The 19,248-nt window shown below is 71.6% G+C and carries 16 protein-coding genes and 1 tRNA gene; 5 read left to right on the top strand and 12 right to left on the bottom strand.

The window, feature by feature from the left end; translation table 11 throughout:
- Window positions 1-33 precede the first annotated feature (33 nt).
- A tRNA-Thr gene (locus E1298_RS27825) sits at window positions 34-109 on the top strand.
- Between the two features lie 2 nt (window positions 110-111).
- On the opposite strand, the gene E1298_RS27820 is transcribed toward E1298_RS27825, so the two are convergent.
- Entirely contained in the window at window positions 112-1,269 is a 1,158-nt protein-coding gene (locus E1298_RS27820) for an alpha/beta fold hydrolase (RefSeq protein ID WP_131898362.1), read from the bottom strand.
- Between the two features lie 86 nt (window positions 1,270-1,355).
- Window positions 1,356-2,084, bottom strand: a complete 729-nt coding sequence (locus E1298_RS27815; RefSeq protein ID WP_131898360.1) for a TetR/AcrR family transcriptional regulator — start codon at window positions 2,082-2,084, stop codon at window positions 1,356-1,358.
- Window positions 2,085-2,187: 103 nt separating this feature from the next.
- Here E1298_RS27815 and E1298_RS27810 point away from each other — a divergent pair, with 103 nt between their 5' ends.
- The 4 genes from E1298_RS27810 (at window position 2,188) to E1298_RS27795 (ending at window position 7,459) form a co-directional block, all read left to right on the top strand.
- Window positions 2,188-3,672 (top strand): DHA2 family efflux MFS transporter permease subunit, encoded by a 1,485-nt coding sequence (locus E1298_RS27810; protein ID WP_131898358.1) that lies wholly within the window; start codon window positions 2,188-2,190, stop codon window positions 3,670-3,672.
- A 75-nt stretch (window positions 3,673-3,747) separates the two neighbouring features.
- Complete coding sequence (locus tag E1298_RS27805) at window positions 3,748-4,512, top strand: DUF427 domain-containing protein (protein ID WP_131898356.1); 765 nt, start codon at window positions 3,748-3,750, stop codon at window positions 4,510-4,512.
- A gap of 121 nt (window positions 4,513-4,633) precedes the next feature.
- The gene (locus tag E1298_RS27800) at window positions 4,634-5,947 is read left to right on the top strand and encodes an NsdA family TPR-like regulatory protein (RefSeq protein WP_207944872.1); all 1,314 of its coding nucleotides are present in this window, start codon (window positions 4,634-4,636) and stop codon (window positions 5,945-5,947) included.
- 249 nt (window positions 5,948-6,196) lie between these two features.
- Window positions 6,197-7,459, top strand: coding sequence for an alpha/beta hydrolase family protein (locus tag E1298_RS27795; RefSeq protein WP_207944871.1), 1,263 nt, complete (start codon window positions 6,197-6,199; stop codon window positions 7,457-7,459).
- Between the two features lie 28 nt (window positions 7,460-7,487).
- Here the strand turns inward: E1298_RS27795 and E1298_RS27790 are convergent, their stop codons facing one another.
- From E1298_RS27790 to E1298_RS27745, 10 genes are all read right to left on the bottom strand, one after another.
- A complete protein-coding gene (locus tag E1298_RS27790; protein ID WP_131898366.1) occupies window positions 7,488-8,327 on the bottom strand; it encodes a PSP1 domain-containing protein in 840 nt (279 codons plus the stop codon).
- A gap of 225 nt (window positions 8,328-8,552) precedes the next feature.
- On the bottom strand, window positions 8,553-9,641 hold the full coding sequence (locus E1298_RS27785; RefSeq protein WP_243725849.1) for a hypothetical protein: 1,089 nt from the start codon (window positions 9,639-9,641) through the stop codon (window positions 8,553-8,555).
- A 111-nt stretch (window positions 9,642-9,752) separates the two neighbouring features.
- A complete protein-coding gene (locus E1298_RS27780; protein WP_131898354.1) occupies window positions 9,753-10,604 on the bottom strand; it encodes a fructosamine kinase family protein in 852 nt (283 codons plus the stop codon).
- Window positions 10,605-10,608: 4 nt separating this feature from the next.
- A complete protein-coding gene (locus E1298_RS27775; protein WP_131898352.1) occupies window positions 10,609-11,088 on the bottom strand; it encodes a low molecular weight protein-tyrosine-phosphatase in 480 nt (159 codons plus the stop codon).
- 19 nt (window positions 11,089-11,107) lie between these two features.
- Window positions 11,108-11,668, bottom strand: coding sequence for a permease-like cell division protein FtsX (locus E1298_RS27770; protein WP_131898350.1), 561 nt, complete (start codon window positions 11,666-11,668; stop codon window positions 11,108-11,110).
- A complete protein-coding gene (locus E1298_RS27765) occupies window positions 11,665-12,198 on the bottom strand; it encodes a SigE family RNA polymerase sigma factor (RefSeq protein ID WP_131898348.1) in 534 nt (177 codons plus the stop codon). The genes E1298_RS27770 and E1298_RS27765 overlap by 4 nt, the downstream gene beginning before the upstream one ends.
- Before the next feature lie 152 nt (window positions 12,199-12,350).
- On the bottom strand, window positions 12,351-14,060 hold the full coding sequence (locus tag E1298_RS27760; RefSeq protein WP_131898346.1) for a S8 family peptidase: 1,710 nt from the start codon (window positions 14,058-14,060) through the stop codon (window positions 12,351-12,353).
- A gap of 354 nt (window positions 14,061-14,414) precedes the next feature.
- Window positions 14,415-15,554, bottom strand: a complete 1,140-nt coding sequence (locus tag E1298_RS27755; RefSeq protein ID WP_131898344.1) for a DNA polymerase III subunit delta' — start codon at window positions 15,552-15,554, stop codon at window positions 14,415-14,417.
- Window positions 15,555-15,939: 385 nt separating this feature from the next.
- On the bottom strand, window positions 15,940-18,036 hold the full coding sequence (gene tmk, locus E1298_RS27750; protein WP_131898342.1) for a dTMP kinase: 2,097 nt from the start codon (window positions 18,034-18,036) through the stop codon (window positions 15,940-15,942).
- Between the two features lie 28 nt (window positions 18,037-18,064).
- The coding region (locus E1298_RS27745) for a topoisomerase C-terminal repeat-containing protein (protein ID WP_243725848.1) at window positions 18,065-19,248 on the bottom strand (1,184 nt) is incomplete at its 5' end.

Here is a 19,248-nt window from a genome sequence, read left to right as displayed (position 1 = left end):
GGTAGACTGCTACCGCCATGCCTCACACGGCAGGCCGCCTTAGCTCAGTCGGCAGAGCGATTCACTCGTAATGAATAGGTCATCGGTTCGATTCCGATAGGCGGCTCCACGTCAAGGGCCCGTTCCGTACTCGGCCAGGGAGGACGGGTTGGGCTTGTCGACGCAGTTGACGGCCATGTTGGCGTCGGTCTGGTTGCTGTAGGAGCCGTCGGGTTTGCGCTCGACCATCTGGTCGGCGAGCGTCAGGAGGAGGGTGCCGTCGGACTTCTGGATGGCCTGGGTGAGGGCTTGGCGGAGGACGGGCCAGTACTCCTTGAGGTACAGGGCCGTGGCGATGCCCATGACGGCGAGGGCCTCGGTGACCTTGCGGGTGTCGCGGGTGTTGGCCAGGGGTCGCTTGTCCGTCTGCGCGAGGAAGGACGTCATCTTGGCGATGGCGGCGTCGGCGGACGTGCCCAAGGGGCAGCCGGACGACTTGACGCAGTTCTCGGCGAAGGCGCGGAAGGCGGTCTCGAAGCCCTTGGCCTGTTCGATCAGCAGGCCGGTCGAGGACGCCGTGGGGTCGACGGCGCCGTCCAGGGCGAGGGCGCGGACGTTGGACGGGAACTGTTCGGCGTAGAAGGCGCCCAGGTAGGTGCCGTAGGAGGCGCCGTAGTAGGTGAGCTTCTGGTCGCCGAGGGCGGCACGGAGGACGTCGATGTCGCGGGCCGCGTTGGCGGTTCCGACGTACGGGAGCTCGGAGGACGCCTTCGTCTTGCAGTTCTGGGCGAAGCCCTTGCTCTCGGCGGCGAAGGCGTCGGTCTCCTGCTGGTCGTCCGGGGACGAGTCGGTGGCGAGGAACTTGTCGAGCTGGGGGCCGGTGTTGCAGCGGACGGGGTCGCTGGCGCCGACGCCGCGGGGGTCGAAGCCGACGATGTCGAAGCGTTTGCGCAGGTCGGCGCCGAAGCTGGTGGCGGCCTGGCGGACGAACTCGACGCCGGAACCGCCGGGGCCGCCCGGATTGGTGAACAGCGAGCCGATACGACTGGATTTGTCCTTGGCGGGGAGTCTGATGAGGGAAAGGCCCAGTTTCTCGCCGGACGGCTTGCGGTAGTCGAGGGGGACTTGGGCCTTGGCGCATTGGAAGCCGCCGCCGCAGTCGCGCCAGGACGGCTTCTGGTTGTAGAAGGATTCGAGCCCGCCGGGGGCGCTCGTCGCGGGGGTGGCCTTCTCCTCGCCGCCGCTACTGCTGCTGCAGGCGGTCGCCGCCAGTGCCAGCACGGTGGCCATGCTGATGAACCTCGCTGCCCGCACCCTGCCCCCGTCTCGTTGTAGCGATCCGTATGCCGACGCCTACGCTACGTCGGAGTAGCAGCCTAGGGCTTCTTCTTCGCGTATTCCTGCTCGATGCCGTCGAGAAGCCATTTGAGGCCGAGGTCGAAGTCGTCCAGGCCGTAGAGGCCCGCCTCGAACAGTGACTTCATATAGGGGAATTCGCCGCTTTCCAGCAGGGACTGGACGTAGGGCTGCTCGGCCATGCTGTCGTGGGCCCGCTGGAGGCCGTTCTCGCCGGACGCGCGGATGCGGTGCTCACGGAGCGTGAAGCCCAGCATGTAGTGGTCGATCGCCGTGATGATCGCCAGCATCGCCTTGGGGTCGTCGGTGAGCCGGGCGGCGGCGGCGAGGGACTGCTCGGCGTGCCGCAGGCCGTTCGGGCCGACGCGGGGTGAGCGGCCGGCGAGCTTGAACATCCAGGGGTGCCTGAGGCCGGCGGCGCGTTCCTTGTGGGCGATGTGGAGCAGCGCTCCGCGCCAGTCGTCCGGCAGCTCGTCGTCGACCAGCACCTCGCCGGCGACCACGTCGTACATGAGGTCGAGGAGGTCTTCCTTGGCGTCGATGTGGGTGTAGAGGCTCATCGCGCGGACGCCGAGCTCGCCGGCGACGCGGCGGATGGAGACCGCGTCCAGGCCCTCGGCGTCCGCGATCTCGATGGCGGTGTCGACGATCGCGTCGCGCGTCAGCTTCGGGCGGCGCCCGCCGCGGGGGCGCGTCCACACGTCGCCGGGCCGGTCGCGCTCACGCGGCCCTCGTGAAGTACCTGGCACGCCACAGATCGTACGCGATACGGCGTATCAATACACTGTACGGATCCGCCGATACGGTGTACGGTGACACCGATACGGTGTACGGAACGGAGGGATCGACCGAATGAGTACCACCGCACAGACCGGGCGCTCCGGGGGCAAGGAGCGGATCGACCCGCATCTGCGCAGACTGGCCGTCGTCGTCGTCCTCGGCGCGATCATGACGGTTCTCGACAGCACGATCGTGAACGTCGCGATCAGCTCGCTCGGCAAGGACTTCGGCTCCTCGCTCTCGACCATCCAGTGGGTCGTGACCGGGTACACCTTGGCCCTGTCCATGGCGATCCCGCTGACGGGCTGGTCGGTGCAGCGGTTCGGCGCCAGGACGATGTGGCTGGTCTCGCTGGGCCTGTTCATCACCGGGTCCCTGCTGTGCGGGATGGCGTGGTCGGTGACGTCGCTGATCGCGTTCCGCGTGCTGCAGGGCCTCGGCGGCGGGATGCTGATGCCGATCGGGCAGACCATGCTCGTCCGGCAGGCGGGTCCCGACCGGATGGGCCGCGTGATGAGCATCGTGTCGGTGCCCGCCATGCTGGCGCCGGTGCTCGGGCCGCTGCTCGGCGGCCTGATCGTCGACCATCTGAGCTGGCGCTGGATGTTCTACGTGAACGTCCCGTTCTGCGCGGTGGCGCTAGCGGCGGCCCTGCGGATGCTGCCGCGCGACACCGAGCGCAGCGCGGACGCCCGGCTGGACGTGCTCGGGATGCTGCTGCTCTCCCCCGGCCTGGCCGCCCTGGTGTACGGGCTGTCCGAGGCCGGGAACGGGGCGAGCCTCACGGGTGCGCGGTTCCTGACCAGCGTCATCGCGGGCGCCGTTCTCGTGGTCGCGTTCATCGCGCACGCCGCGCGCAAGGGCGACGGCGCGCTGATCGACGTGCGGCGGCTGAGGACGCGGGCGTTCACCACGGCGACCGGCGCGTTCTTCCTCTACAGCTCGGCGGTGTTCGGGCTGATGATCCTGATCCCGCTGTTCGCCCGGATCGTCCGGGGCGAGTCGGCGCTGGACTCGGGCTGGCTGCTGGCCCCGATGGGCGTCGGCGCGATGATCACCCTGCCGCTGTCGGGACGGCTCGCCGACCGGTTCGGCGGACGCTGGATCGCCGCGATCGGCGCGGTGGTCGCCCTCGCCGGGACGGCCATGCTCACCTCCCTCGACCCGGGCACCGGACGCGCCCTGATCATGACGGCGATGTTCGTCGTCGGACTCGGGCACGGCATGATCGCGCCGTCCCTGATGGCGATGAGCTACCAGGGCCTGCCCCGCGCCGTGGTGCCCGCCGCGACGACCGGCGCGAACGTCCTGATCCGCATCGGCAGCTCGTTCGGCACCGCGGTGATGGCGGTCGTCCTGCAGATCGCGATCCGGGACGAGATCCCGGGCGCGAGCGGCAACCTCAAGGACGCCGCCGAGCACCAGACCGCGCAGACGCCCGCGCTGCTCACCAGCGCCTTCACCGAGACGTTCTGGTGGGCGGCCGCGATCCTGCTCGTCGCGCTCGTCCCGATCCTGGCCATCCCCCGCAAGAAGACGGCCGCGCTCGCCGAGTGACAGGACGAGGGCAGACGGCGCGATGTGGTCGGCGGATGCCGAAATAGGCCCGGGACGGGGGCTGTTGCCCCGACCATGGGCACATCACAGGACAGCGCACAGCGGACACGCGTCCGGATCGAGCAGAGTGGCAAGCGCGTCAGGGCCTACCTCGGCGGAAACCTTGTGGCCGACACCAAGGCGCCGTCCCTCGTCTGGGAAGTCCCCTACTACCCGACCTACTACATCCCCGTGGACGACGTGCGCGCCGAGCTCGTCGAGAACGGGCCGGGCGAACGCTCGCCGAGCCGGGGCGAATCGACCGTCTACACGGTGAAGGTGGACGGCACGGAGGCGCCCGGCGCCGCCGTCCGGTACGCCGACTCGCCGCTGGAGGAACTGCGCGGCCTCGTGCGCCTGACCTGGGACGCGATGGACGCCTGGTTCGAGGAGGACGAGGAGGTCTTCGTCCATCCGCGGAGCCCGTACACCCGCATCGACATCCTGCCCAGCTCGCGGCACATCCGCGTCGAGGTGGCCGGGGTGACGGTGGCGGAGTCGTCCAGCCCCCGTCTGCTGTTCGAGACGGGCCTACCGGTGCGTTACTACTTGCCGAAGACGCACGTCCGGATGGATTTGCTAGAGCACACCGACACCGTCACCGGATGTCCTTACAAGGGCACTGCCGAGTACTGGTCAGTACGCGCCGGGAACGACGTGCACCCGGACCTGGCCTGGTCGTATCCGCTGCCTCTGGAGGAGAGCCGCAAGGTCGCCGGTCTCGTCTGCTTCTACAGCGAGAAGGTCGACATCTTCGTGGACGGCGTCCAGCAGGAGCGTCCCAAGACAAAGTTCGCCTGACCCCACCCTCCGCCCCGAACTCGTGGCGGGCGCCACACCTCTAGCGGGAGGATGCGGAGAGGAGGAGGCCCCGCGAGGCCGCGGCACTTCTCTGGAAACCCCGGGCGAGAGGTGCGTCGCGATGTCCAACGCCAGCAAGATCATCGGGGCGCGGCTGCGGAAGCTGCGCGAAGAACCGCGCGACCGGTACGGCCGCCCCCACCGGTCCCGGGAGAAGTGGGCGATCATGCTGCGCACCGCAGCCGGTCCCGGCGCCGAGGGCCTCCCGGGCGTGAAGAGCCTCGCGGACATGATCAAGCAGTGGGAGCGCAGCGACCACATCCCCGGCCCGATATATCGGCCTTTGTACGCCCGCGTTACGGGGAAGACCGAAGAGGAGTTGTTCGCGGAAGCGGGCGTGCGAGGCGGGGGCAGTGCTCCCGGCTCGGGCGCGCTCGATGCGATCGATGCGATCGATGACGAGTTGGAGGCGCTGGAACTGGCGCGGCGGGTCGCCGCCAGCGATGTGGGTGAAGAGACCCTTGTCGCGCTGGAGATGACCGTGGACGAGCTGGCGTCCGCCTACCCGCGCTCCGCCCCGGACGAGCTGGTCGTCCGGGCTCGCCTGCACCTGGGCTACGTCTCGCGGCTCATGGGCGCTCGGATGACGCTCGCCGAGCGCCGCCGCCTGGTCGTCGTCGGGGGCTGGCTGTCGCTGATCGCCGCGACGTGCGATGTGGACCTCGGCCGGCGGTCGGCCGCCGCCGCGCGCTTGCGCACCGCCGCGCAGCTCGCCGACCACGCCGGGCATCCCGAGATCCTCGCGTGGACGCTGGAGACCCGGGCGTGGCAGGCCCTCACGGAGGGTGATTATCCGCGCACGGTCGCGCTTGCTCAGTCGGCGCGGAAGGCGGCACCGCAGGACGGCTCGGCGTTCATCCAGGCGAGGGCGCAGGAGGGGCGAGCGTGGGCGCGGCTGGCGGCGGCCGGGGAGACCGGCGCGGCCAGGGAGATGCGCGATGCCCTGACGAACGTCGAGCGGCTCGTCGCGCCCCTGCCGATGCCTGACCGGCCTGAGCACCACTACCGCTACGACCCGGCCAAGAGCGACGCCTACACCGCCACGACGCTCGCGTGGGCAGGCGACCCGGCAGCCGAGCCGTACGCCCGCGGTGTGCTGGCCCGGCTGGAGCAGCCGGTCGGCGGCCCGGCGCGGCCCCGGCGGGCAGCGTCCGCGCGGCTCGACCTGGCCCTTGCGCTGCTCGCCTCCGGCCAACCGGACGAGGCGGCGCATACGGCGCTGGAGGCTGTCACCAGCGGCCGTCTCGTCCCGTCGAGCTATTGGCGCGCGGCCGAGGTCATCACGGCGGTGGAGGCGCTCCGCGTCCCGGAAGCGGCGGATTTGAACGAGGCGTACCGCGAGCTGTGCGCGTCGGCCGAACCGAGCCGCGGCTGACGGCCAGCCGCTGGCAGCCTGGGAGGTCGTCCAGTCCCAGCCGCCTTACGTTCCCGTCAAGCGGTGCTCCGGTCATGCGGATCTCTCCAAGTCGCACGGTGCCGCGTACGGACCCTAGATCCCGTCGTCCCGACCGATTCACGACCCGCGATCGTCCGCGCGGGGGAACGGGTTCGCCCGCCGGAGGGAGGTAGCCGCCGCCGTACCGCGCGAGGCTCGCCTGGTAATCACCCTCCGAAAGGCGACGACGTGATACGCAAAATGTTCCTGGCCGGGGCGCTGCCCGTGATGGCCGCGGCCTCGCTCGTCCAGCCCAGCACCGCTTCGGCCACCGCCGCGGCCCGTCCGGCTCCGGATGGGGCGGCGAAGGTGAAGCTGACCCTTCCGGCGCCGACCGGACGGGCCGGTACCGGAATGACGGAGTTGCACCTGGTCGACCGCTCCCGCCGCGACCCCTGGGTGCCGTCCAAGCCGTACCGGGAGCTGATGGTGAGCGTGTGGTACCCGGCGCGAACCACCGCGGGTCACCCGCTCGCGCCGCAGATGCCCGCCAAGGCCGCGGAGCACTTCGACGAGGTCGTGTCCGCGCCACCCGACCCGATCGTCCCAGCGGGCAGGGTCGACTGGGCGGCCACCCGCACCCACTCGCGCACCGGCGCGCCCGTGGACCGGCGTGGCGGGCGGCGGCCCGTGGTGCTCTACTCGCCAGGGCACCGGACGCCCCGGGCCCTCGGCACCGTCCTCGCAGAGGACCTGGCGTCGCGCGGCTACGTCGTCGTGTCCATCGACCACACCTACGATCCCAGCGAGGTCGAGTTCCCCGGCGGACGGGTCGAACCCCGCAACCAGCCGGAGGAGAACAAGGACACCATCCACGACATCCTGTCGAAGGAGATGGCGACCCGGAGCGCCGACGCCACGTTCGTCCTGGACGGGCTCGCGCGGTTGAACAGGGGAGGCAATCCCGACGCAGGGCACCGCCCTCTCCCGCGCGGACTGCGCGGCTCGCTGGACCTCGCCCGGGTCGGCATGTTCGGCCACTCGCTCGGCGGGGCGGCGTCCGCCCAGACCATGCACGACGACCGGCGGGTGGACGCGGGCATCAACATGGACGGGGGGATGCTCACGGACAAGGGGCCCATCGGCTCGGTCGTGAACGACGGCCTCGACCGTCCGTTCATGCTGATGAACTCGCAGTCGTTCGACCACAACGCCTCGGCGCTCCAGCCGTTCTGGCAGAACCTGCGCGGCTGGCGGCGCAACCTCCAGCTCACGGGCGCCCAGCACAACTCCTACACCGACCTGGAAGCGCAGGTCCCGCAACTCGCCCAGGCCGGACTGATGACCAGGCAGCAGGTCGTCGACCTCATCGGCGGCGGCGACCCCGTCCGCGCCCTGGCCGCCGAGCGCGCCGCGATCGGCTCGTTCTTCGACCTCCAGCTCCGCCACCGCGACGACCATCTGCTGGACGGCCCGTCGCCCCGCTTCCCAGAGCTGAAGTTCGTCCCGTGACCGAGGCGTCGGTCACAGGATGCGACGCTCAGGCCGATCCAACGTCCGGGGCGCCGTCGTCGTCGTACATCGCCTCGTGCTGCTGACGCGGTGAGCAGACGGACGCCGACGGGCAGGAGCAGCGCCGCGACCCGACCTTCACGGTGACCCGGTCGCCGGGGACGTTGTAGCCGATGACCTGCCCGTCCCCCTCGGGCGTGCTCACCCGGGTCCCGAGCCGCGGGGCCTTCTCCTTGAACTCCATGTAGAGCGGATGCTCGTACTTCAGGCAGCACATGAGGCGGCCGCAGGCACCGGCGATACGGAGGGGGTTGACGGGCAGGTCCTGGTCCTTCGCCATCCGGACGGAGACGGGCTCGAAGTCCTTGAGGAACGTGGAGCAGCACAGGTCACGACCGCACGGACCGATGCCGCCCTGGAGCCGTGCCTCGTCGCGGGGGCCGACCTGCCGCAGCTCGACGCGGGCCTTGATGCCGCGGGCGAGGTCGCGGACCAGCGCGCGGAAGTCCACCCGGTGCGGCGCCGAGAAGTAGATCTTGAAGATGTTGTCGGCGTCGAGGTAGTCGACGCCGATGACCTTCATCGGCAGCCCGTGCCTGCGGATCAGCCGCTTGGCGACGGACCGTCCCTCGGCACGGCGGCGCCGGTTGGCCTCGTCGCGGGCCAGGTGCTCCTCGGTGGCGGGACCGGCGCACTCGGGGAGCCCGCCGATGTCGTCCGACACCCACTGCGGCGCCCAGACACACTCGGCGACCTCGGAGCCCGAATCGGTCGGGACGAGGACCTTGTCGCCCACCTTCGGCGTGTGCGAACCGGGGTCGAGGTAGTACAGGCGGCCGTACCGGGTGAAGCTGACTGCCATCACCATGCCCACGGTTTCGCTCCGTTCGCCCGGTTCAGTGCGGTCCACTCTAAGCGTTACCAGGAAGAAGCCGCTTTGGACACATTCTGGACGCCCCTAACCCACTTGGGTTCCCCGGACGGGCCCAAGGTGGCTCCCGAACAAGCCTCCGAGACGGGCTCCCCGACCAGGCCGCCAAGACGGGCTTTCCGCAGGGACCCACGCGGGCACGCACGGGCGCCGGAGGCTGGGTCACCAAGCGGCGTCGGCCAGATCTCCGGCGGGGAGCGCGGCGCCCTCCGCGTACAGGCGCCCGTCGCTGGAGGACACCAGCAGATGCCCGCCCGTGTGGTCGGCGTCGAGGCGCGCCACCCGGCCCGTCGACCTCTGCCGCGCGACGACCTTGATGGGGCGACGGGTGCCGATCGCGTAAGCCTGCAAGGAGATCTGGGCGTTCCGGGCCAGCCCGGCGATGACCGTCCGGCCGTCCCGGCTCAGGACGGCGGTCGTCACGCCCGGAGGCAGGTTCAGGGCGACCTTGCTGACCTTCAGATCACCGGACGGGAGCCGGGTATCGAGCGTGCGCATCTGATATCGGATGCCGCCGGCCTTCCTCGTGGCCCCGCCGGCGGTGGCCCCGCCGGCGGGCCGGCCTCCGGGCGGGGGCAGCGGGTTCCACACGAAGCCGAGTATGTCGCCGGCCCACGAGAGGCCGCCGACCCGTCCGGGCCGTTTGGTCGTCCACGCCTTGCGGGCGCCGGTACGGGCCGAGACGACGTCGACGCGGCTCGCGGTGCCCCGGTACGTCACGTACGCGATGCGGTCGCCGTCCGGGTTGACGGCGAGGTCGGAGTACGGGGTGGAGACGCCGGGGACGGTGGCCCTCGGGATCTCCTCCAGGTCCTTCGGGTGTCCGTTCTTTCCGAGTTCGAGGCGCTGGAACGTGACCTTCCGGGCGGCATAGGACGAGACCACGTACGTGCCGTTCTTCGCGGCCGAGATGCGCTGGAAGCGGCGGCCCTGCGGCGCGGCGACGGGCAGGCCGACATCGTCCCCGTCGCGGAGGTCACGGACGACGAGCGCGGATCCCTGGCCGCGGACCCCGACGACGTAGCGCGGCGTGGTCCGCATGCTCTTCGCGGCGGGCTTGGCGGCGTGCTCGCTCTTCTCGGCGCGCTGGCGATGGTGGACCACGTCCACGCCGCCGCCGATGACCAACGCCACGCCCGCGGCGACGCCGACCGGAAGGAGCCCCTTCCACGCCGCCCCGGTCCGCGACCCCGGAGCCGGTACCTTGCGCCTGCCGTCCATGGGGTTGCCCAGCACCAGCCTCTCAACCACTCGGTCTACCGACCCGTAGTTTCTATCTCATCTACCTCGCGGCAAACAGCCATCATTGCGGAGTTATCTATTCGAGCCCAAGTAACGCAGCCGCCTTGGCCACGGTGACCTCTAGGCGCCGGCGGCGAGCGCGCCGCGGGCGGCCTCGACCACCGGCGAACGGTACGAACCACCGAAGAGGGCCAGGTGGACGAGCAGCGGGTGGAGCTGGTGCAGCGGGATCCGGGCGCGCCATCCGTCCGCCGGCGGCGCCGCCTCATCGTAGGCGGACAGGACGCGGTCGAGCAGGGGCGTTCCGAACAGCGCCATCATGGCGAGGTCGGTTTCGCGGTGGCCGGCGTGCGCAGCGGGGTCGATCAGCAGGGCCCGGCCGTCCGACCACATGATGTTGCCCGACCACAGGTCGCCGTGGATGCGGCTGGGCGGCTCCGGTGGCCCGGCAAGGCGCTCGATGTCCGCCATGACGCGTTCGACGAGCCGCACGTCGTCCGCGGAAAGGTGGCGGGCGGCGCGGCGGAGGAACGGTTCGAGGCGCCGCTCGGCGTACCAGCGCGGCCAGTCGCGATCGTCCAGGGTGTTGTCCAGCGGAAGGTCGGCGATGAACCCTTCCCACGGCGCGCCGTACGCCTCCGGCCGCGCACCGGTGTGCAGGGCCGCCAGCTCCCGTCCGAGACGTTCGGCTGCCTCTGCACCGGCCGGGGCGGACGGAAGCCACGGCAGGACGAGCAGAAGGTCGTCCGCGCCGAGGACCTCGGGGACGGGCGTTCCGGGTCCCGCCTCGGCCAGCCAGCGCAGCCCGGCCGCCTCCGCCGCGAACACGCCCGCCTGATCGGGCGCCGCCTTCACGAACACCTCGCGGCCGTCGGCCAGGGACGCCCGGTGCAGCGTCCAGGAATGGCTGGAGCCGAGGTCGTCGAGGTTCTCGACCCGGGTCCCGAGCAGCCGTCCGATCCGCTCCCGCATGCCGTCAGGCGGCCTTGAGACCGGCGCGGATCTCCTCCAGCAGGCCCGGCATCGCCGCCTCGACCAGCTCCAGCACGAGGTCGAAGTCGGCGCGGCCCCCGTAGTAGGGGTCGGGGACATCGAGGTCGGCGCCCGCCTCGGGGTCGAACTCGCGCAGCAGGCGGATCCTGCCGCGCGCCTCCTCGTCCGGCGCCATCGCGCGCAGCGCCCGCAGGTGCCCCTCGTCCAGCGCGATGATCAAGTCGTACCGGTCGAACCAGGACGCCTCGAACCGCCGCGCGGAGTGCGCCGACCGGTAGCCCGCCCGGCGCAGCGCCGCGATCGTCCGGTCGTCGGCCTCGTCGCCCGCGTGCCAGCCGTCCGTCCCCGAGCTGTCCACCTCCACGTCCAGGCCCTCGTTCTCGACGTGGTGGCGCAGGACCGATTCGGCCATCGGGGAGCGGCAGATGTTGCCCGTGCAGACGAACGTGACTCGGTACGGCATGGCCCCATCATGCCCCAGGTCAGCGCTTCTCGATCAGCACCTGGTCCACTCCGGGGGTACCGAGCACGGCCATCATGACGGTCTTGGGTTTCGCGCCCGCTCGGAGCGTCACCCGCATCGAGTCGGGGACGTCGCCGGGCTGGAGGCGCAAGAACCTCTCGTCCTTTCCGAAGCGCTCCTTGAATCTCTCGTACGCGTCCCGCTTCGACTCGTACTCGACCTTGCGCACCTGGGGAAGGCGCTCCAGCAGGTTCTTGACAGCCTCCCTTTGCTGCGCCGTCGCGTCCCGCTTCTCGCACGAGGGGTTGCTGGAGGTGCGCACGCAGAGGAACACCGCGACCTTGGCCTCGCGGGCAGGCGACAGGGGCCGGGCCTTCTCCCCGGACGTGAAGACCGCGCCCGCGGTCACGCCCCCCACCGCCACCACGGCGGACGCGGCGACGGCGGCGGCCACCAGCACCGGACGGGAGAACATGGCGCGCCGCCTCCCCGCGAACCTCGGCGGCGGGACGTCCTCGGCCGCGAGGGTCTCGCCCACGGTCTTCAGCGCGTCCCTGAGACGCTCTTCGGTCGCGTTCACTGCTCCCCCTCCAGGATCTTGCCCAGCGCGGCGATCGCACGGGACGTGGTGGACTTGACGGTGCCGCGGCTCACCCGCATCGCGTCGGCGATCTCCTCCTCGGAGAGATCGCCGAAGTAGCGCAGCACCAGTGCCTCACGCTGCCGGGCCGGGAGCCGGTGCAGCGCCTCCATGACCTCGCGCCGGTCCTCGCCGACCATCGCCTCGGCCTCGGCGGACCACACCGGCGGCTGGTGGACGGTGCGGAACGGCCTCCGGCGTCGCCGCAGCGCCGTCCGCGACCCGTTGAGGACGGCGGAACGCACGTACGTCAGCGCCTTGTCGCGGTCGCGCAGGCGCGGCCACCGCCTGTACAGGCCCGTGAACGCCTCCTGGACGACGTCCTCCGCCGTCCCGCGGTCGCCGACCATCATCAGGGCGAGGCGCATCAGCCCGAGCGCGTGCCCCCGGTACAGGTCGGTGACCGCCGACGTCGCGTCGTCGGTCACCCGGCCCGGTGGAGGTTCGTCGAGCACCGTTTCACTTTCCATGTCCCAGAGACGCCGCCGGGCCCGTCAGGTTGCTTCCCCCGCAGCGAAGAACCGATTCCGTCCCACCGCAGGCAGAACGCGGCCCCCGACCGTAGCCGGTCGGGGGCCGTAGCCGGTCGGGGGCCGCGTCAGGAACCGCGTCGTGCGTCGGCTCAGCGTTGGACGGCGTGCAACGCGTCCACGATGCCGTTGCCGAAGAACCCGTTCCGCTCCTTCGAGCCCTCACAGGTCTGCTTCGAGGTGTTCTTCACCCACTTGCCGTCGACGAGCCTGTACCAGACGTACTCGACGGTGCTCGGCGTCGGGCAGGGCTTGGCGGTGGCGGTGCCGCGCAGGACCCGCTCCACGAACGACGGGTCGAGCGTGAGGCCGCCGTGGCCGCGGTCCGGCCTGCCGTACTTGCTGACGACGAGCGCGGCGACGCCGACCGCGTGCGGCGACGCCATCGAGGTGCCCTGGATGGACTGGTAGTAGGCGCACTTCTTGCCGGTGCAGCTGCGGATCAGGAACGACACCTTCGGAGTGCCGTCGGGGTTGAGCTCGCCCCGCTCCTTGGCCAGGCGGGCCGGGTAGGCGGCCCAGATGCCGCGCCGGTCGTCCGGCTTGCCGTCTGGTGTCTCCGCCTTGTCGCCGCCGGGGGCGGCCACGGCGACGTACCCGTTGCCGAAGCTGCTGTAGTACGACTTGCGGGTGCTCGGACCGGTCGCCGACACCGGAATCACATGGTTGCCCTCGGACGGCATGGACACGCAGCTCGCCGGGACGGTCCGCTTGTAGGGCTTTTCACCCGGGACGGACGGGAAGTCCGGGCTCGTGTCGTCCAGGTTCGTCTTGGTGTAGTCGACGAGGTCGTTGCCCGCAGCGGAGATCAGCGTGACACCGCGGTCGTGCGCGAAGTCCAGCGCACGCTGCGTCGCCTTGATGATGGTCCGCTGCTCCAGCTGGTCCTCGGGCTTGTCCGCCGGGTTGCTCGCGCAGTTCCAGAGCCAGGGGTCGATGTAGTACGACATGTTGACGACGTCGACGCCCGCCTTCGCCGCGTACGTCAGGCCGTCCACGGTCGGTTGCAGGTAGAACTGCCCGGAGTCCTGGCCGACGCGGATGTTCACCAGCGACACCTTCGGCGCGACGCCCGCCATGCCGAGCCCGTTGCGGGGCGAGGCGATGGTGGACGCGACGTGCGTGCCGTGGTCGTTGTCGTCCCAGTCGGTCGGGTCGACGCACGACTTGAACTCGCAAGGCCCGTCGAGTTTCTTCCCGTCGGCGTCCTTCGGGATGTCGGTCGTGAAGTTCCGGCTGAGCTTCTTGTTGAAGTTCGGCTTGATGTCGGGGTGGTCGCCGTCCACACCGGTGTCCAGGACACCGACCAGCACACGCTTGTCACCGGGCTCGGTCTTGTACGAACCCGCCGTCGTCGCATGGATCTGCTTCATGTCCCACTGAAGGTCGGCCAGCGGGTCGGCGTCCTTGGTCGGCTTGCCGGTGGGGTTGACCTGGCCTTGCGTCCCGGCCGTCCGCTCGACCGCCGTGGCGGCCTTCTTGGGGGCCTTGGGCGCCTCGCCGATCACACGGTTGTGCGCGACGCCGTCCAGGGCCCGTTGCTCCATCGCGTCGGCGGTGAACCTCGGGTTCCGCGACCGGACGGTGGCGACGCCCACGTCCTTGTTCTCGCGGACGATCGAACCTCCGGCCGCCTTCACGGCGTCGTGGGCCCTGCCGGGGGAAACGCCCTCTCTGTAGAGGACGACATACTCGGAGACCTCACCCTTGGCCTGGGGCTCGCTCGGAGCCGCAGACGCGGGGAACGCGAGGGCCGTCGTCGTAACGACGGCGCACGCGGCGGAAATCAAGGCGCGCCGCAAAGCAAACCTCCTGGCAGTGGGGGAGCTTGCCCGGGTTGGGTGAGCTTAGCCAGGAAATGTTACTTCTGTTCTTGTTGAGGGAGGCGTACGGATATGTAACAAAAGGGGACAGCTCTTGTAAGTGCCCCATTCCGGACAAACCGAACGAACATAAGAACCGGCCTGCGGGCGACGGCCCGGCGCGGCGGGCCGCGCCGGGCCGTGCGGCAGCGCGGCGGTGCGGGCCGTGCGGCAGCGCGGCGGTGCGGGCCGTGCGGCAGCGCGGCGGTGCGGGCCGTGCGGCAGCGCGGGCGGCGCGGGCCGTGCGGCAGCGCGGGCGGTGCGGGCCGTGCGGCAGCGCGGGCGGCGCGGGTGTCAGCCGGTGCGCAGGGCCAGGGTCAGCGCCTCGACCGCGAGGAGCGGATTGACGTTCGCCTCCAGCCGCTCGCGGCACAGCATGATCGCGTCGAGTCGCCGGAGGCTGGCTTCAGGACGACCCGCGGCGGCGGCCGTCCGCAGCTCCGGGCCCAGCTCGGTGTTGACCAGCTCCGTGCCCGCGCCGAGCTGCAGCGTCAGCACGTCACGGTAATAGGACGCCAGGTCGAGCAGCGCCCGGTCCAGCGCGTCGCGCTTCACCCGCGTCGCGCGCGACTTCTGGCGGTCCTCCAGCTCCTTGAGGACGCCCGCGGTGCCGCGCGGCATGCGTCCCTTCGCGCTCTCCCCGAGCGCCTGCCGCATCGCGGACGTCTCGGACTCGTTCAGCTCCTCCGCCTGCGTCTTGGCCTCCGCCTCGGCCGCCTTGACCAGTGCCTCCGCCGCCGCCACCGCCGGACCCACCGACGTGAGCCGGCGCGGTACCGCCAGCACCTCGGCACGCCGCGCGCGCGCCTCCGGGTCGGTCGCGAGGCGCCGCGCCCGGCTGATGTGCCCCTGCGCCGCCCGTGCCACGACGTCCGCGGTCTCCCGGTCGACGCCGTCCCGCAGGACGAGCACGTCCGCGACGGCCGCGACCGGCGGGGTCCGCAGCGTCACCACGCGGCAGCGCGACCGGATGGTCACGAGCAGATCGTCCGGCGACGGCGTGCACAGCAGCCACACCGTCCGCGGCGGCGGCTCCTCGATCGCCTTCAGCAGCGCGTTGGCGGCGGCCTCCGTCGCCCGGTCGGCGTCCTCGAACAGGACGACCTGCCACCGTCCCCCGCTCGGGGACGACGACGACCGCAGCACGAGCTCACGGGTCTCCTTCACGCCGTACGACAACCCCGCCGGACGGACGACCTCGACGTCGGCGTGCGTGCCCTGGAGCACCTGGTGGCAGGACGCGCAGTGGCCGCACCCCCGGGGCCTCTCGGTGCACTGCAACGCCGCCGCGAACGCCCGCGCCGCAGTGGAACGTCCCGCCCCGGGCGGCCCGGTGAACAACCACGCATGCGCCACGCCGCCGGTGCCCTCCGCGGCCGTGGACATCTGCGCGACAACCGGCTCCTGCCCGACCAGGTCATCCCACACGCTCATCCCCAAAGGCTACGGCCTCCGACGGCGTCCCACGCCCCGGTCCCCGCACCCGGCCCAGTCCCCGCACCCAGGCCCGGTCCGCACGCCCGGCCAGGACGCGGGGCGACGACTCAAACGCGGTGACGGCTCAGACGCGAGGAGGCGGCCCAGACGCGGTGACGGCCCAAACGCGAGGCGACGGCCCAAACGCGGTGACGGCTCAGACGCGGGGAGGCGGCTCAGACGCGAGAGGACGGGTCAAACGTGGGGGGACGGGTCAGACGCGAGGCGACGGGTCAAACGTGGGGGGACGGGTCAAACGCGAGGCGACGGCTCAGACACGGTGACGGCCCAGGCGCGAGGGGACGGCCCAGACACGAGAGGACAGCTCAGGCTCGGTGACGGCTCAGGCGTCGGTGATCGCGGGGAAGGTGCTGGTGACGTCCTCGGTGCCCGCCGGGACGGGGTCGGGGAGGATCTCGCGGATGCGGTACTGGATCTCCCGGCTCAGCTCGCCCTGCGGACGGCTCGCGTCCAGCACCAGGTAGCGGCCGGGATCGGCTTCCGCCAGCGCGCGGAACCCGGCGCGGACCCGCTCGTGGAACTCCTGCGGCTCGGACTCGATGCGGTCGGCCGGGGCGGACAGCCTGCGCAGGCCCGTCTGCGGCGGGACCTCCAGCAGGACGGTCAGGTCCGGGACGAGGCCGCCGGTGGCCCAGGCGTTGACGCGGGCGATGTCGCCGACGGCCTGCTGCCGTCCGAACCCCTGGTAGGCCAGGGACGAGTCGATGTACCGGTCGCTGACGACGATCGCGCCGCGCTCCATGGCGGGCCTGACCACGTTCGCGACGTGGTCGGCGCGGTCGGCGGCGTACAGGAGCGTCTCGGCGCGGTCCGACAGGCCGGTGGTGTCGCGGTCCAGGAGCATCGCGCGCAGCCGCATGCCGATCTTCGTGGCGCCGGGCTCGTGCGTGGTGACGACGTCGTAGCCGTGGTCGCGCAGCCAGATCGCGGCGAGCCGCGCCTGGGTGGTCTTGCCCGCGCCTTCGCCGCCCTCGAACGCGATGAACACGCCGCGCTCGCGGCGCGCGACCACCCGGTCCTCGGGGACGGCCCGCTCGGGCAGCGCGTAGACGTCGCCGTGCAGGGCGGCCCGCAGGTCCGGGACAAGCGGGATGCCGGGCCGGTCGTCCAGCCGGCGGAACGCGACCAGTCCGGCGAGCAGGGCCAGCAGCCCGGCGATGAGCAGCGCCGCGCCCGTCCCGTCGAAGTCGTAGTCGCCGCCGCCGAGCTCCAGGCGGCGGGAGCCGATGGCCCCGGCGACCGGCGGGACGACCGCCGCCACGACCAGTGCGGTGACCAGCGCGACCGAACGCAGGTAGGCCAGCGGACGCCCCTCGTCCGAAGGCTCGGCGGCGCCCGGGCCGGCAGGGCCGGCGGGGGCGGTGAGCGCGGCGGTGCCGGTGGACCAGGCGGCCCCGGCCGCGGCGCCCAGGAACGCCGTCACGAACGCCACGACGACGAGGTTCTGGACGAGGGAGACCACCACGAGCGCGAGCGCGGCGGCGATGACCGCGAGGCCGAGGAGCCGGCGGCGGCTGAACGGGCCGAGGATGCGCGGGCCGAGGAACAGCCCGAAGCCGAGCCCAGCGGTCAGGCCGGTGAGGACGGCGCCGTAGCCCGCGTTCCCTCCGCCGAGGTCGCCGGTGTAGACCCGGGCCACGGCGACGACCGCGCCCGCGGTCAGCGACGCGCCGCCGACCGCCAGGCCAAGACCGCGCCCGGTGGCGGGGACGGCCGTCCGTGGCCCCTGGACAAGCAGCTTCAACGGCGCGGGCACCGAGATCGGCTCTGTCCCCGGCAGCTCACCGAGCGTGGCGACCGCACCGGCCGAGGCGAGGAACAACACGGATGTCACGTAGAGCGCGAGGTCGGCGCGGTCGCCCTTGCCGAACGTCCCGTCCGCGATGAGGGCGACGACGGCGAACAGCAGCGCCGCGACCGGCGCGGGCCCGCAGAGCGCGCGCGCGGTCGAGCGGCGCGCGGCGCCTCGCAGATCGTCCGGGACGAGCCCGGGCGGGGTTGCGGCGGCGGCCGGGACCCACAGCACGGTCACGCAGCCGACCAGGAACGCGGCGACCAGCGTCCACGGCAGGGCGTCCAGAAGCGGCACCGTCAGCACGAGCACGAACCGGAGCGCGTCGGCGCCGATCAGCACGGCCCGGCGGTCGAGCCGGACCGCGAGCGTCCCGGCGAGCGGCGCCAGCAGGACGGCGGGCAGCAGCATCGCGACCAGCACCCCGCCGATCGCCTGGACCTGGGCGGCGGCGTCATCGTCGCGGGTCAGCACCGCGGCCATGGCGGTGAGCGCGGGCACGCTCAGCCAATGGGCGAGGCCGGACAGCGACAGCGCGGCCCAGAGCCGCCGGAACGGCCCGATCGACGAAAGCGGCGAAACGCCCGGCGCTGCGGGATGCGGCCGGGTAGCGCCCGTTCTGGTCATGTCGGTCAGGGTATCGGCGTGGATGTCCTTAGGAGCCCGACTTTGCCGAGGTTCGACGGCGCGTTGTCGTCTTCTTCTTCCCGCCGTCGGCGGCCACCTTCTCACGGCGCTCGGCGAGCAGCTCAGCGGCGCGCTGGATGGTGATCGACTCGACCTCGTCGCCCTTGCGGAGGCTCGCGTTCGTCTCGCCGTCGGTGACGTACGGGCCGAACCGCCCCTCCTTCACCACGACCGGCTTCTCGCTCGCCGGGTCGTTGCCGAGCTCCCGCAGCGGCGCCGCGGCCGCCGCACGGCCCCGCCCCCGCTGCTTCGGCTGCGCGAACAGCTCCTTGGCCTTCTCCAGCGTGACGGTGAACAGCTCGTCCTCCGAGCCGAGCGAACGGCTGTCGGCGCCCCGCTTGATGTACGGGCCGAACCGTCCGTTCTGCGCGGTCACCGGCTCGCCGTCCAGCTCCCCGAGGGTGCGCGGCAGCGACAGCAGCTTCAGCGCGTCGTCCAGCGTGATGGTGTCGAGCGACATCGTCTTGAAGAGCGAACCCGTGCGCGGCTTGGGCGCGTCCGCCTTCTTGGTGCGCCGCTTCTTCTCGCCCTCGGCGGGAGGCGCCGGCTCCGGCAGGATCTCGGTGACGTACGGGCCGAACCGTCCGGACTTCGCCACGATCGTGTGGCCCGTCTCCGGGTCGGTTCCGAGCTCCCGGTCGCCGCTCGGCTGGGCGAACAGCTCCTCGGCCTTCTCGGCGGTCAGCTCGTCCGGCGCGATGTCCTCGGGGATGTTGACGCGCTCGCCGTCGCGGTCGAGGTACGGCCCGTACCGGCCCACGCGCACCATGATGTCGCTGCCCTTGAGCGGGAACGAGCTGATCCCCTTGGCGTCGATATCGCCGATGTCGCCGACCAGCTCCTTGAGGCCCTCCTCGCCGTTGGCGCCGAAGTAGAACCGCGTCAGCCAGCGGACGCGCTCGGCCTCCCCGCGGGCGATCTCGTCGAGACCGTCCTCCATGTGCGCGGTGAAGTCGTAGTCGACCAGGTTGCCGAAGTGCTGCTCCAGCAGGTTCACCACGGCGAACGCCAGGAACGACGGGACGAGCGCCGTGCCCTTCTTGAACACGTACCCGCGGTCGAGGATCGTCCCGATGATCGAGGCGTAGGTGGACGGACGTCCGATCTCCCGCTCTTCCAGCTCCTTGACCAGGCTGGCCTCGGTGTAGCGGG

The organism is Actinomadura rubrisoli (assembly GCF_004349215.1).
Taxonomy (GTDB): Bacteria; Actinomycetota; Actinomycetes; order Streptosporangiales; family Streptosporangiaceae; genus Spirillospora; species Spirillospora rubrisoli.
The sequence above is the reverse complement of the archived record's forward strand: the minus strand, read 5'-3'. Positions and strand labels throughout refer to the sequence as shown.

Coding starts and splice junctions, on each gene's coding strand:
- E1298_RS27820 (WP_131898362.1), bottom strand. CDS start 1,269: ATGGCCACCGTGCTGGCACTGGCGGCGACCGCCTGCAGCAGCAGTAGC.
- E1298_RS27810 (WP_131898358.1), top strand. CDS start 2,188: ATGAGTACCACCGCACAGACCGGGCGCTCCGGGGGCAAGGAGCGGATC.
- E1298_RS27805 (WP_131898356.1), top strand. CDS start 3,748: ATGGGCACATCACAGGACAGCGCACAGCGGACACGCGTCCGGATCGAG.
- E1298_RS27800 (WP_207944872.1), top strand. CDS start 4,634: ATGTCCAACGCCAGCAAGATCATCGGGGCGCGGCTGCGGAAGCTGCGC.
- E1298_RS27790 (WP_131898366.1), bottom strand. CDS start 8,327: ATGGTGATGGCAGTCAGCTTCACCCGGTACGGCCGCCTGTACTACCTC.
- E1298_RS27780 (WP_131898354.1), bottom strand. CDS start 10,604: ATGCGGGAGCGGATCGGACGGCTGCTCGGGACCCGGGTCGAGAACCTC.
- E1298_RS27775 (WP_131898352.1), bottom strand. CDS start 11,088: ATGCCGTACCGAGTCACGTTCGTCTGCACGGGCAACATCTGCCGCTCC.
- E1298_RS27765 (WP_131898348.1), bottom strand. CDS start 12,198: ATGGAAAGTGAAACGGTGCTCGACGAACCTCCACCGGGCCGGGTGACC.
- E1298_RS27755 (WP_131898344.1), bottom strand. CDS start 15,554: ATGAGCGTGTGGGATGACCTGGTCGGGCAGGAGCCGGTTGTCGCGCAG.
- tmk (WP_131898342.1), bottom strand. CDS start 18,036: ATGACCAGAACGGGCGCTACCCGGCCGCATCCCGCAGCGCCGGGCGTT.